At 70.0% G+C, this 12,993-nt stretch carries 15 protein-coding genes; 8 read left to right on the top strand and 7 right to left on the bottom strand.

Going from position 1 to position 12,993, the window contains the following annotated elements:
• Nucleotides 1-26 precede the first annotated feature (26 nt).
• The gene (locus AU194_RS28010; RefSeq protein WP_059092515.1) at nucleotides 27-938 is read left to right on the top strand and encodes an LLM class F420-dependent oxidoreductase; all 912 of its coding nucleotides are present in this window, start codon (nucleotides 27-29) and stop codon (nucleotides 936-938) included.
• Here AU194_RS28010 and AU194_RS28015 read toward each other — a convergent pair.
• Complete coding sequence (locus tag AU194_RS28015; RefSeq protein WP_059092516.1) at nucleotides 928-1,602, bottom strand: SDR family oxidoreductase; 675 nt, start codon at nucleotides 1,600-1,602, stop codon at nucleotides 928-930. The genes AU194_RS28010 and AU194_RS28015 overlap by 11 nt on opposite strands.
• A 32-nt stretch (nucleotides 1,603-1,634) precedes the next feature.
• Entirely contained in the window at nucleotides 1,635-2,072 is a 438-nt protein-coding gene (locus AU194_RS28020) for a VOC family protein (RefSeq protein WP_369804250.1), read from the bottom strand.
• A 142-nt stretch (nucleotides 2,073-2,214) separates the two neighbouring features.
• Between AU194_RS28020 and AU194_RS28025 the strand changes: the two genes are divergently transcribed.
• Nucleotides 2,215-3,033: an MBL fold metallo-hydrolase gene (locus tag AU194_RS28025; RefSeq protein WP_059092518.1), complete on the top strand. Its 819-nt coding sequence runs from the start codon at nucleotides 2,215-2,217 to the stop codon at nucleotides 3,031-3,033.
• 97 nt (nucleotides 3,034-3,130) lie between these two features.
• Nucleotides 3,131-4,153, top strand: a complete 1,023-nt coding sequence (locus tag AU194_RS28030; protein ID WP_059092519.1) for a nitronate monooxygenase family protein — start codon at nucleotides 3,131-3,133, stop codon at nucleotides 4,151-4,153.
• Here AU194_RS28030 and AU194_RS28035 read toward each other — a convergent pair.
• Nucleotides 4,150-4,845: a DedA family protein gene (locus AU194_RS28035; protein WP_059092520.1), complete on the bottom strand. Its 696-nt coding sequence runs from the start codon at nucleotides 4,843-4,845 to the stop codon at nucleotides 4,150-4,152. The genes AU194_RS28030 and AU194_RS28035 overlap by 4 nt on opposite strands.
• Nucleotides 4,846-4,931: 86 nt before the next feature.
• Here AU194_RS28035 and AU194_RS28040 point away from each other — a divergent pair, with 86 nt between their 5' ends.
• Nucleotides 4,932-5,945, top strand: a complete 1,014-nt coding sequence (locus tag AU194_RS28040) for an alcohol dehydrogenase catalytic domain-containing protein (RefSeq protein ID WP_059092521.1) — start codon at nucleotides 4,932-4,934, stop codon at nucleotides 5,943-5,945.
• A 30-nt stretch (nucleotides 5,946-5,975) separates the two neighbouring features.
• On the top strand, nucleotides 5,976-7,010 hold the full coding sequence (gene fbaA, locus AU194_RS28045) for a class II fructose-bisphosphate aldolase (protein ID WP_059092522.1): 1,035 nt from the start codon (nucleotides 5,976-5,978) through the stop codon (nucleotides 7,008-7,010).
• Nucleotides 7,011-7,099: 89 nt separating this feature from the next.
• On the opposite strand, the gene AU194_RS28050 is transcribed toward fbaA, so the two are convergent.
• The gene (locus tag AU194_RS28050; RefSeq protein ID WP_059092523.1) at nucleotides 7,100-7,906 is read right to left on the bottom strand and encodes a hypothetical protein; all 807 of its coding nucleotides are present in this window, start codon (nucleotides 7,904-7,906) and stop codon (nucleotides 7,100-7,102) included.
• Between the two features lie 99 nt (nucleotides 7,907-8,005).
• Here AU194_RS28050 and AU194_RS28055 point away from each other — a divergent pair, with 99 nt between their 5' ends.
• On the top strand, nucleotides 8,006-8,422 hold the full coding sequence (locus AU194_RS28055; RefSeq protein WP_059092612.1) for a DUF3151 domain-containing protein: 417 nt from the start codon (nucleotides 8,006-8,008) through the stop codon (nucleotides 8,420-8,422).
• A 92-nt stretch (nucleotides 8,423-8,514) separates the two neighbouring features.
• Here the strand turns inward: AU194_RS28055 and AU194_RS28060 are convergent, their stop codons facing one another.
• The 3 genes from AU194_RS28060 to AU194_RS28070 all read right to left on the bottom strand — a co-directional run bounded on the left by AU194_RS28060 (nucleotide 8,515) and on the right by AU194_RS28070 (nucleotide 11,066).
• On the bottom strand, nucleotides 8,515-9,417 hold the full coding sequence (locus AU194_RS28060; protein WP_059092524.1) for a cation diffusion facilitator family transporter: 903 nt from the start codon (nucleotides 9,415-9,417) through the stop codon (nucleotides 8,515-8,517).
• Between the two features lie 116 nt (nucleotides 9,418-9,533).
• Nucleotides 9,534-10,313 (bottom strand): site-2 protease family protein, encoded by a 780-nt coding sequence (locus AU194_RS28065; protein WP_059092525.1) that lies wholly within the window; start codon nucleotides 10,311-10,313, stop codon nucleotides 9,534-9,536.
• Nucleotides 10,314-10,340: 27 nt separating this feature from the next.
• Entirely contained in the window at nucleotides 10,341-11,066 is a 726-nt protein-coding gene (locus AU194_RS28070) for a FadR/GntR family transcriptional regulator (RefSeq protein ID WP_059092613.1), read from the bottom strand.
• A 55-nt stretch (nucleotides 11,067-11,121) separates the two neighbouring features.
• Here AU194_RS28070 and AU194_RS28075 point away from each other — a divergent pair, with 55 nt between their 5' ends.
• Nucleotides 11,122-11,787 carry a gamma-glutamyl-gamma-aminobutyrate hydrolase family protein gene (locus tag AU194_RS28075; protein ID WP_059092526.1) on the top strand — a complete coding sequence of 222 codons (666 nt, stop codon included), beginning with the start codon at nucleotides 11,122-11,124 and terminating at the stop codon, nucleotides 11,785-11,787.
• Between the two features lie 14 nt (nucleotides 11,788-11,801).
• Nucleotides 11,802-12,992: an iron-containing alcohol dehydrogenase family protein gene (locus AU194_RS28080; RefSeq protein WP_059092527.1), complete on the top strand. Its 1,191-nt coding sequence runs from the start codon at nucleotides 11,802-11,804 to the stop codon at nucleotides 12,990-12,992.
• Nucleotide 12,993: the final 1 nt, after the last annotated feature.

The raw sequence follows: 12,993 nt of genomic DNA on the forward strand, positions 1-12,993 counted from the left end.
CCGCGGGGCCGGGTTAGGTTGAGGCGGTGACGGATTCCGGCAAGCCCAGCATCGCGTTCCCTTCTCGTATCGGTGTCTGGTGGGCCAGTGAGACCTGGTCGATCACCGACGCGCAGGACGTCGCCCGCGAGGTCGAGGCGCTCGGCTTCGGCTCGCTGTTCATCCCGGAGGTGGCGGGCAAGGAGGTCCTGACGCAGTCGGCGGCGTTCCTGGCCGCCACCGACCGGCTGGTGGTCGGCACCGGGATCGCGAACATCCACGTTCGGCTGCCCTCGGCCGCCGAGACCGGGGGGCGCACCCTCAATGCGCTGCACCCCGAGCGGTTCGTGCTCGGGCTCGGCGTCAGCCACGCCCCGCTGGTCGAACACGCGATGGGCAAGACGTACGCCAAACCGCTGGCCACGATGCGGGACTACCTCGAGAAGATGGCGTCGGTGTCCGACGCGATCGAGCCCGGTGCGCCGCGGCCGACGCGGCTGCTGGCCGCGCTCGGCCCGAAGATGATCGAGCTGTCGGGCACCCACGCCGACGGTGCGCATCCCTATCTCGTCACGCCGGGGCAGACCCGCACCACCCGCGAGATCCTCGGGCCGGACAAGTGGATCGTCTCGGAGCAGGCGGTGGCGATCGGCGGCGACGACGCCGACCGGTTGCGCCGCGCGCACCAGCACCTCGACGTGTACAGCGGGCTGCCGAACTACCGGAATTCGTGGCTGCGCCAGGGCTTCGACGAATCGGATCTGGTGCGCGGCGGATCGGACCGGTTGGCCCGGGCAATCGTCGGTATGGGTTCGGTCGACGAGGCCGCCGCGTCGGTGACCGCGCATCTGGACGCCGGCGCCGACCATGTGGTGCTGCAGGTGCTCGGCGACAACCCGATGGCCGATCCGCGGCCCGCGCTGCGCGAGCTGGCCGACGCGCTGGGGCTCAAGAGTTAGACAGCCCCGCCTTCACGGCACGGGTCGCCGCGTCGCCGATGATCTCGTCTTCGCCGGCGAACAGTCCGTCGAGCGCGAGCTTCGCGACCACACCGGGATCGGTCTTCTGGTCGGCCGGGATATAGGGGACCATGTCGGTGTCCATGTAACCGACGTGCAGCGCGGCGACGTGAATCCCTCTCGGCCCCAACTCGGTTCGTACCGCATCGGTCATCGCCCACCCGGCGGCCTTCGCGGCGGCGTACGCACCGCTGGTCGGCGGATGCGCCCAGGACAGGATCGAGAGGACGTTGAGGATGTTGCCGCCGCCGTTGCGTTCGACGATCGGGGCGAACGCCCGGATGACCTGCAGGGTGCCGAAGTAGTGGGTCTCCATCTCCAGGCGGATGTCGGCGAGGTCGCCGTCGAGGAGCGTCGACCGGGTCGAGACGCCTGCGTTGTTGATCACGACGTTGACGTCACTCGCGAATTCGGCGGCGCGGCTGATGGATTCGGGATCGGTGATGTCGAGTTGCACCGGGATGGCTCCGGGTAGGTCGACGGTCTCGGGACGGCGGGCGCCGGCGTAGACCTTGGCGCCACGGGCGAGCAGTTGTTCGGCGAAGCGGCGGCCCAGTCCGCGGTTGGCCCCGCTGACCAGGGCGACGACGTTCTCGGTGTTCACGATGTGCTCCTTGGGTTGTGTCTCAATGGTTTTCAGCGGCCGGGCAGGCGATCGGTGATCTCCTGCAGGATCCAGCCGTTACCGTCCGGGTCGGAGAACGACGCGAACGACGAATAACTGCGGCGCTGCGGGTCGGGCCCGGGTATCCGGGCCGCGGGGTCCGCATGGTTGAACACGCCCGTCGGATCGTGGAAGACCTCACTCACCTCGACGCCGCGTTCGGCGATTTCGGTGCGGGCGGCCTCGATGTCCTCGACCACCAAGTACAACCCCTGGGACGAACCGGGTGTCGCGGTACTGACACCTTCGCCGAAGATCACCGACGCGGCCGATCCGGGTGGCGTCAGCTGCACGACCCGATAACCCTCTGCCACAGGGAAATCCGCGTCCAGCCGCCAGCCGAGCGTTTGATAGAAGTCCTTCGCCTTGTCAACATCGGAGACCGGCAGTACGACGACTTCGAGTTTCATGTCCATGACAGTTCCTACGATTCTGCCGGTCCGCACCGGCGTGCTCGGGGGAACGCCGGAGGTGGCGGCGTTCATTCCCGGGCCGTTCGTCGCGGGTCGTCGGTAGTCTCACCAGGCAGCACTCGACGATCGGAGGCCGCCCATGACCACCGTCCCGATCACCGCGGACCGGCACCCGTTCGCCGTGGGCGTCGTCGGCGGCCCGACCGTCGTGATCGACTACGGCCGAACACGTTTCGTCACGGACCCGACGTTCGACGAACCGCACGACTTCGGGACCATGGCCAAGCTCGAACCGCCCGCAGTGCCTGCCTCCGCGCTCGGTGCGGTCGACGCGGTGCTGCTCAGCCACGACGATCACCACGACAACCTCGACACCTCCGGACGGCAGTGGGCGACCACGGCGACGCCGTTGATCGTCACCGGTCCCGGCGCCGCCTCCCGCCTCGGCACTCCTGCCATGGGTCTCGAGACCTGGGCGAGCACCGAGCTCCCGCGTTCGGACGCCGCCGGAACGGTCACCGTCACCGCGGTCCCCGCCGTCCACGGTCCGCTCGACGGCACTCGCGATGCGTCCGGACACGTCAACGCCGAGGTCACCGGGTTCGTCCTGCAGGCGTCCGGGCTCCCGACGGTGTACGTCAGCGGGGACAACGCCTCCCTGCTCCCCGTCGTGCAGATCGCGCGGCGGTTCCCTGACCTCGACGTCGCGGTGCTGTTCGCCGGCGCGTCGCGGCTGCCGAGCAAGAACCGCGGCAGGCCGTTGACGCTGACCGGTCCCCGCGCAGCGGATGTCATTGCCGCACTTGGTGTTTCACGGGTGGTAATCGCCCACATCGCGGGCTGGTCGATCTATAGCGAGACCATCACCGACGTGCGGACCGCATTCGACGAGGCGGGGTTGGCCGACCGCATCGTGTCCGGCGCCGCCGGGGCGTGGTCGATCTGCGAGGAAGGGTGAACCTCCCAGCAGAGAGGGAACCGGTCGTAGTGATCCGGACGCCGGCGGGGGCCGCGGCTGTTCCTGGGAGCATCATCCCCATGAGAGGAGCGCCGAGATGACCACACCGCTGACCGACCTGGGTGTCCGGCTACCCGTGATCGCCGCCCCGATGGCGGGGGGCGCCACCACCACCGCGATGGTGATCGCCGCGGCGGGCGCGGGCAGCCTGGGGCTGCTGGCCGCCGGTTACAAGAAACCCGATGCGCTGCAGGCCGAGATCGCGACGGTGCGGGCTGCGTCGGTGCCGTTCGGCGTCAACGTGTTCGCCCCGAACCCGGTGCCGATCGACGCCGAGGACTACCGCCGGTACGCCGCGGCCCTGCAGCCCGACGCCGACCGCTACGGCCTCACGCTGCCCGGCGAACCGATCGACGACGACGACGCATTCGCCGCGAAGATCGACCTGCTGCGCGCTGACCCCGTGCCAATCGTGAGCTTCACCTTCGGCCTCCCCGACATCGACGTCATCCGCGGCCTGCAGCGGGCCGGCACGACCGTCGTGCAGACCGTCACCTCCGCTGATGAAGCCGAGGCCGCCGCCGCGGCCGGCGTCGACATGCTCGCCGTGCAGGCCTCGGTCGCGGGCGGGCACTCGGGCACGTTCACCCCTGACCGCATGCCCACCCCACTTACGCTGACCGAACTCGTCGGCCAGATCGCGACCACCACGCGGCTCCCGGTCATCGCGGCCGGGGGACTGGCCACCGCGGCCGACGTCGCCGCCGTCCTGCATTCCGGCGCCGTCGCCGCGGCCGTCGGCACCGTGCTGCTGCGCGCCGAGGAGAGCGGCGCCTCGGCCACCCACAAAGCCGCGCTGGCCGACCCGTCGCGCACCGGGACCGTCCTCACCCGCGCCTTCACCGGACGGCCCGCGCGCGGACTGCGCAACGGGTTCATCGACCGGTTCGAGGCGTCGGCGCCGCTCGGTTATCCCGCCATCCATCACCTGACCAGCCCGCTGCGCAAGGCCGCGGCCGCCGCCGGGGAGGCCGATCTGGTGCACCTGTGGGCGGGCACCGGCTACCGGCACGCCGCCGAACAGCCGACGGCGGCGATCCTGACCGGACTGGCGTCCTAGGCCGGGTCGACCGGCGGGGCGGCGATGCCTGCGCGCTTGGCGGCGCGGCGCCGCTTGTAGTACTCGATGAACATCGGCGCCACGGACGCCAGCACGATCGCGATGAAGATCGGTTCGAGCAGCTTCTGGATGATCTCGAACTGGCCGAGCCAGTAACCGAGCAGCGTGAGCCCGACACCCCACACCACCGCGCCGAGGATGTTGAACAGCGCGAACACGGGGTAGCTCATCCGAGCGGCGCCCGCGGTCAGCGGGGCCAGTGTGCGCACGATCGGGACGAACCGCGCGATCACGATCGCGAACGGGCCGCGGGTCTCGAAGAACAGATGCGCCTCGTCGAGATACTTCTGCTTGAGGAACCGGGCGTCCGGTTTGAACATCGCGGTCCCGACGTTGCGGCCGAGCCAGTAGCCGACCTGGCCACCCAGGATGGCGGCGATCGGGATGAACACCAGCAGCTGCCACAGCTGGAAGTTGATCGTCTCCCCGCCCTGTTCGGCGATCGAGGCCGTGCCCGCGGCCAGCATGCCCGCCACGAACAGCAGCGAATCGCCCGGCAGGATCGGGAACAGCACCCCGGATTCGACGAAGATCACGACCAGCAGCCCGACCAGCGCCCAGGTGCCGAAGTATCCGAGCAACGTCATCGGATCCAAAAAGTCCGGCATGAGGGCCAAGTGGGTGGTCGTCATGGGTACCCAAGATACCGGGCGGAAATTGCAGCTAGCCGGTACGCAATCACGCGACGGCGTCCCATGATCGTCATTACTGTCTGATCATGCCTACGCACAGAGCCGTCCACGTCGCCGCCGCGGGTGAGCCGCTGACCCTCGTCGATGTCGACACCTCAGCCCCGCAGCCCGGTCACGTGCGCATCGACGTCGCCGCCTGCGGCGTGTGCGGCACCGACCACGCGTTCGTCAACGGCGCCTTCCCCGGCCTGAGCTGGCCGCTGACACCCGGCCACGAGATCGCCGGCACGGTCGCCGAGGTCGGTGACGGTGTCGAGGGCTTCGCGGCAGGCGACCGGGTGGCGGTCGGCTGGTTCGGCGGCAACTGCAACCGCTGCGACCCGTGCCGCAAGGGCTACTTCATGCAGTGCGTCAACCTGCAGGTGCCCGGCCTGAGCTATCCCGGCGGTTACGCCGAATCCGTCATCGCGCCGGCCACGGCGCTCGCCCGCATCCCCGAGGGGTTGTCGTTCGCCGAGGCGGCGCCGATGGGGTGTGCGGGGGTGACCACGTTCAACGGGCTGCGGGCCACCCGGGCGAAGGCCGGTGACCTGGTCGCGGTGCTCGGGATCGGCGGGCTCGGCCACCTCGGCGTGCAGTGGGCGCGGGCGATGGGCTTCGAGACCGTCGCGATCGCCCGCGGCGAGGGCAAGGCCGAGGACGCCAAGGCGCTCGGCGCCCACCACTACATCGACTCCACTGCCTCCGACGTCGCGCAGGCGCTGCAGGATCTGGGCGGTGCCCGGGTCGTGCTCGCCACCGCCGCCAACTCCAAGGCGATGGCCGATACGGTCGGCGGGCTGGGACCGCAGGGCGAACTGGTCGTCGTCGGCGTGACGTTCGACCCGCTGCCGATCAGCCCGGGCCAGCTGATCAGCCCCGGGCTCAGCGTCACAGGCCACCCGTCGGGCACATCCCGCGACGTCGAGGAGACCATGCACTTCGCGGTGCAGGCGGGCGTGCGGGCCAAGATCGAGGAAAAGCCGCTCGCCGAGGCCGCCGAGGCCTACGCCGCGATGGACGAGGGCCGCGCCCGGTACCGCATGGTCCTCACGATGTGATCAGGCGGCGATAGGGGGATACTTCCTGCTATGCCCATCGCCACCCCCGAGGTCTACGCCGAGATGCTCGACCGTGCCAAGCACCACGCGTTCGCATTCCCCGCCATCAACTGCACGTCATCGGAGACCGTCAACGCCGCGATCAAGGGATTCGCCGACGCCGGCAGTGACGGGATCATCCAATTCTCCACCGGCGGAGCTGAATTCGCGTCCGGGCTGGGTGTCAAGGAGATGGTGACCGGAGCCGTCGCGCTGGCCGAGTTCGCTCATGTGATCGCCGCGAAGTACCCGGTCACCGTCGCCCTGCACACCGACCACTGCCCCAAGGACAAACTCGACACCTACGTCCGGCCCCTGCTGGACATCTCCGCCGAGCGCGTGCGCGCGGGGCGTGATCCGCTGTTCCAGTCGCACATGTGGGACGGGTCCGCGGTGCCGATCGACGAGAACCTCACCATCGCGCGCGAACTGCTCGAACAGGCGGCCGCCGCCAAGATCGTGCTCGAGGTCGAGATCGGTGTGGTCGGCGGTGAGGAGGACGGCGTCGAGGCCGAGATCAACGACAAGCTCTACACCACCGCCGAGGACTTCGAGAAGACCGTCGACGCGCTCGGCGCCGGCGAGCGGGGCCGCTACCTGTTGGCCGCAACCTTCGGCAACGTCCACGGCGTCTACAAACCGGGCAACGTGAAGTTGCGCCCCGAGGTGCTCGCCGAAGGGCAGAAGGTCGCCGCCACGAAGCTCGGATTGGATTCCGACGCACAACCTTTCGACTTCGTGTTCCACGGCGGCTCGGGGTCGCTGAAGTCGGAGATCGAGGATGCGCTGCGCTACGGCGTGGTGAAGATGAACGTCGACACCGACACCCAGTACGCGTTCACCCGCCCCATCGCGGCGCACATGTTCACCAACTACGACGGGGTGCTCAAGGTCGACGGTGAGGTCGGCAACAAGAAGGTCTACGACCCGCGCAGCTATCTGAAGAAGGCCGAGGCGGGGATGACCGAACGCGTCATCGAGGCGTGCCGGGACCTGCACAGCGAGGGCCGGTCGGTCAGCGCCTGACCTGCGCACACACCCGTCGCCGAGACGACGGTTGATGACGGAAATCGGCCGAATTCCGTCAACAAGCGTAGTTTCGGCGCGCGCGGAAACTAGGACGGGGCCTGGCAGATCTTCCACTGGTCGTCGCGGAACTCCAGGTCGAAGCTGCGGGTGGAGCGGGTCTGCGGCGCGTAGGCCATGAACGCGGTGACGTTGGCCTCGGCGTGGTCGCCGTTGATCACCACCTGATCGATGCTGGCCACCACCGGGTACTGCTTGGCCGCCGCGACCCGCTCGTGGGTCTCCGCCCAGGCCTTGTCGTCGTAGTTGACGTAGCTGTCGCGTTTGGCGCCGCAGGTGATGCTGCGCAGCGTGGCCAGGTCACCGTTCTGGATCGCGACGTCGAACTGCTCGATCGTCGCCCGCACCCGGTCTTCCTGCGACGCCGCGGACTCGGAGTCGCGGGTCAGCAGGATCGTGCCGAGGATCGCGATCGCCACCAGGGCCGCGATCACCAGCACCACCGCCACCACCCAGCCCCAGCTGCGCCGCGCCGGCTGCGGCGGTTTGGGCGCGTCGCCCCGCGGCGGGATGACCTGCGGGCTGGCCGGCTTCTGCCCGAACGGATCGGGGTCGGACCGCGGGAACACCTCGGTCGCCGGATCCGGCGGCGGGTCGATCTTCTGCGTCGACCCGGCGTCGAAGCTCGACGGCGCGGTGAAGCGGCGCTCGGGATCGGCGGAATCGCCCTGGTTCGCGTCGGCCGGCCGCGACGCGAAGACCTCGGTCGCGGGGTCGTGGTCGGCGGTCGGCGAAGGCCGCGTCACGTCGTCGGGACCGCTTCGCTCCCCGGGGCCCCCCGCTGCCGACGGTACGGTCGGCTCGTCACCCTGTTCGGGTCCTCGTGGGTTCGACATCCCTGCTGCGTTCCTCCTCCGATGACGCTACCGATGGAGCTTATCGACCGGATCGAGCCGATGACCGCACGCCGCGACCGGCACGGCACAATGAGTCGCATGACGCGTATGGGTGACCTTCTCGGACCGGACCCGGTGTTGCTGCCCGGGGACCCCGAAGCCGAAGCCGAGCTCGACGCGAACGAAAACCCGTCGATCGTCGCGGCGGCGCACCCGTCGGCGTCGGTCGCCTGGGCCGCACTCGCCGAGGAGGCGCTGGCCGACGAACAGGCCGTCGCCGCCTACGCCTATGCCCGCACCGGTTACCACCGCGGCCTCGACCAGCTGCGTCGCAACGGGTGGAAGGGTTTCGGTCCGGTGCCCTACCGGCACGAACCCAACCGCGGCTTCCTGCGGTGTGTGGCGGCGCTGGCCCGCGCGGCCGACACCATCGGGGAGACCGACGAGTACCAGCGTTGCCTGGACCTGCTCGACGACTGCGATCCCGCGGCGCGCGGCGAGCTCGGCCTGAGCTGAGGCTCGGCGGCTTCGTCGCCTCTGTCGCCGAGATCGACATGAGGGTCGTCAGCCGGCCGGTTTGACGACCCTGGTGTAGAACTCGGCGGGCGTTACCAGTCGTTGCTCTCGCAGTTGCCGCAGTCCGCGGCGCCCGACGGCGGTTCGACCTGCACCGTCGCGTGGTCCAGTCCGCGGGCGGACAGCACCGCACGCGCGTCGTCGAGGACCCGCGCCGAGTCGCGGTTCGACGTCAAATGGGCGGTGACGACGTCTTTGCCGGGGACCAGCGTCCACACGTGCAGATCGTGCACCTCGGTGACGCCCTCCACCGCGCACAGCGCCGACTTGAGCTCGTCCACGTCGATGTGGGTGGGGGAGGACTCCGAGAGGATCCGCAGCGCCGCCCGGGCCAGCGAGATCGCCCGCGGCAGCACCCACAGCGCGACGAACACCGCGACCACCACGTCGGCGTAGGGCCAGCTGGTCGTCACGGTGACGACGCCCGCGATCAGCACGCCGATACTGCCGACGGTGTCGGCCACCACCTCCATGTAGGCGCCCTTGACCGCCAGGCTCTGCTCGGAGTGCGACCGCAGCAGGAGGACGACGACGGCGTTGGCGGCCAGCCCGGCCAGCGCGACCACGATCATCGGCACGCCGGGCACCTCCGGCGCGTCGCCGAGCCGCTCGAAGGCCTCGAACAGGATGAACACCGCCATCGCGAGCAGCAGCGCGGCGTTGGCGACCGCGGTGAACACCTCGGCGCGATGCCAGCCGTAGGTGCGGGCGGGTGACGCGCTGCCGTGGCGGGCCAGCAGGACCGCGGTCAACCCCATGAACATCGCGACGAGGTCGGTGAGCATGTGCCCGGCGTCGGCGAGCAGTGCGATCGAGTCGATCGACAGCGCCGTGACCACTTCGACGACGAAGAACGCGGTGAGTATGCCCGCGGCGATGAGCATCCTGCTGACACGGGCATCCGAACCGTGGTGGTGATCGTGTCCGGCGCCCATGCCAGCAATCTATGCGTGAAGTCGCATATATCGCAAGGGTGGCGCGTCGCGCGAGCAGACACAGATTCGCGTGATTCACGCCGGAAGCACGCGAATCTGTGTCTGCTCGCGTGCTGTTACAGCCAGGCGGACCAGAAGCGGGTGAGCTGGCCGCCGATCGACACCAGCGGACTCGGCACCCCGGACAGTTCGGTCAGCCAGTACACCGCGCCGAAGAACCACTGGTTGAGCGCCGGCGCGAGCAGCAGGATCAGCAGGATGAAGAAGCCCCACTGTTTGACCGGGTCGAGCGCTCGCTGAGTGTCGGGGCTCAGGTGGGGTTCCAGGGCGCCGTAGCCGTCGAGGCCGGGGACCGGCAGCATGTTCAGCACGAACGCGGTGACCTGCAGGAACCCCAGGAACGCCAGCCCGGCCCAGAACACGCCGTGCGCCGGGTCGTACAGCAGCCGGGTCACCGCGAGCAGCACGATCGCGAGCAGCAGGTTCGCCGACGGCCCCGCCAAGCTGACCAAGGTCTTCTGCCGCGGCGTCATCCACGACGTGCGCAGGTAGACCGCACCGCCGGGTAGGCCGATTCCGCCGAGCGCGATGAACAGCACCGGCAGCCCCAGCGACAGCATCGGGTGGGAGTACTTGAGCGGATTGAGCGTCAGGTAGCCGCGGATCTCGACGTCGCGGTCACCGAACCGCCACGCGGTGTAGGCGTGGCCGAACTCGTGCAGCGACAGCGACACCAGCCAGCCCGCGATGACGAACGTGAAGACGCCGGCGTACGCCAGCGGCTGCACGGCGTCGGCGGCGAGCCACGCCACCGCTCCGCCCGCGGCGGTGACGGCCAGCGCGGCCAGGAAGACGGGGCTCGGCCGCACCGACTGGCGCAGCGGGCGGATGCTCACGTATCGACGGTACCGGTCGCGCTGACCTCAACCCGCCGAGCGGACCTCCGGTTGCGTGGTCGTGGACAGCACCGCGGTCACCTCGCCGCGGGCCTCTTCGATGTGGGCGGCCATGGCCGCGGCCGCACCGTCGGGGTCCTTCGCGCGGATCGCCTCGATCACCGCGGCGTGACCGCGGATCGTCGATTCGAAGATGACCGCGAAGTCCTGACGGTCGAGCCGTGAGAAGGCCGCGGCGCGGGCGTCCTCGATGACCTGGCTGAGCATGCCGTTGCCGCTCAACCGGGCGACCGCGAGATGGAACTCCGAATCCGCGCGCCGGAAGGTGTGGACGTCGGTGCTCGCGCGCAGCGCCTCCTGGCAGGAGTCCAGCCACTGCAGGCCGTCGGGGTCGCCGCGTTCGGCGGCCAACCGCGCGGCCATGGATTCGACGGCCAGCCTCAGTTCGAAGACCTCGCCGAGCCGGCGGACGTAGTCGTCCTCCATGTCGTCGCCCAGCCGGGTGGCGGCGGGCGCCACGACGGTTCCTGCGCTGCCCCGCTTGGTGATCAGCAGCCGCTCACCCTGCAGGACGCGCAACGCCTCGCGCACCGTCACCCGTGAGACGCCGAGCCCCTCGGCCAGTGCGCGTTCGGCGGGCAGCCGGTCACCCGGCAAGAGCACCCCCAGCGCGACGGCGCGGCGCACCCGTTCGACGACTGCGGCGTAGGCCGGCGGGGCGTCGAGCGGACGCAACAGGAAGTCCTCGGACATCATTTCGAGCGTAACGCAGCGTGGGCCCTATGTCCGGTGGTATGAAAACAGGACCATGAACGAGACCACGCCGTTGATCGGTATCTGCGGGGTGAATCTGACTGCGCGCTGGGGCGGTTCGGACCAGCCCGCCGTCGCCACCGTCCACACGTGTCTGCAGGCCGCCTACCGCGCGGGCGCGCAACCGCTGATCCTGCCTGCGCTGGCCGACGCAGACCCCGACCTGCTGCTCCACACCGTCGACGCGATCGTCCTCGCGGGCGCCGCCGACGACGCCCCGCTCGACGGGTTCGAACGCGAGATCGCCGACGCCGCACTGCAGGAACGTGTTCCGGTGCTCGGACTGGGGCGCGGGTTCCAGATCCTCAACGTCGCGGCGGGCGGCACCCTGCACGCGCCGTCGTCGCGCCCCGCCGAACCGGCATCCCACACCGTCGACGTGGTCGTCGACAGCCTGCTCGGCCGATGCGGACTGGCCGGGGTGCGAGAAGTGCACGCGCACCGCTCGCCCGCGGTGGCCCGAGTCGGTCAGGGCGCCCGGGTGACCGCCGTATCGGTGCCCGACGGCGCCGCCGAGGCCGTCGAGTGGCCGGACCACCCGTTCGCCTTCGGGGTGCGATGGGAGCTCGAGGACTCGCCGCTGCGGAACCTGTTCGGAGCGTTGACATCCGCCGCCACGGCACCGCTGTTCGACGACACGCCGGATCCGGTGACCCGGTGACGAGAGGATCGACCATGGACACCATCGCACCGTTCGGCAACCATCTGCCCGTGCGCATCACCTTCGGCGAGGGCACCGCTCACCGCCTGCCCGACCTGCTCGCCGAGGCCGGCGCCCAGCGGGTGCTGGTGATGACCGATCAGGACGTCGAACTCCACAACCCCGCTGCCGCAGCCGTTCTCGCCACGCTGTTCTCCGCGGGCCTGACGGTCAGCCGACTGGACAAGGCGCCCGGTGAACCGACCATCGCGATGGTCGACGCCGCCACCGCGCGGATGACGTCCGACTCGGTCGACGCGATCGTCGCGCTCGGCGGTGGTTCGGTCATCGACACCGCCAAGGCCGCCCGGCTGTGCCACCAAATCGGTTCGGGCTTCGGCGAATTCCTCGGCTCCGAGCGCACCTATCCGGTGCCCGAGATCGCGCTGATCGCCGTGCCCACGACCGCGGGCACCGGATCCGAGGTGTCCGGCGGTTCGGTGGTCTCCGATCCGCAGAGCGGGCGCAAGGCCGGGATCGCCCACCCGAACCTGCGGGCGCAGTACGCGGTGGTCGATCCGGTGCTGACCTGGAGCATGCCGCCCGCGATGACCGCCAACACCGGCATCGACGCGCTCGCCCAGGCGATGGCCGCGGTGATCGCCAAGGTGTGCACCCCGATCGGCGACGCCATCGCGTTGGAAGCCGTTCGGCTGATGGGCAATTCGCTGCTGAGGGCCTACCGTGACGGGTCCGATGCGGCCGCCCGCGCCGACATGGCGTGTGGCAGCATGATGGCGGGATTGGCGATGAACATCTCCGACTGCGCGGCCGAACACTCCCTCGGCCAGGCCATCGGCGGGATCACCGCCGCGCCGCACGGGCTCACCATCGGCCTGGTGCTGGCCGAGACGCTCGAGCGCGAACGCCACTACGTGCCCGACCGGATGGAACGCATCGCGCACGCCTGGGGGCTGCCCGCCGACGGCACCACCGACGGCAGCCGACTGGTGACCGCGGTCCGCCGGCTGCTCGACGAGCTGGAGTTCCCGGTGCTGCGCGATCTCGGCCTTGGCGCCGAACACCTCGACCGCCTCACCGATCTCGCGCTGGCGGACTACTTCATCACGATGTCGCCGCAGCCGTGGGACCGCGTGGAGGTCTACGACGCCTTCGCCGCCGCACTCGGCACGTCCGCCCGCCGCCTCACCGCCACCGCAGGATAGG

It is taken from the genome of Mycobacterium sp. GA-2829 (assembly GCF_001499965.1).
Lineage (GTDB): Bacteria > Actinomycetota > Actinomycetes > Mycobacteriales > Mycobacteriaceae > Mycobacterium.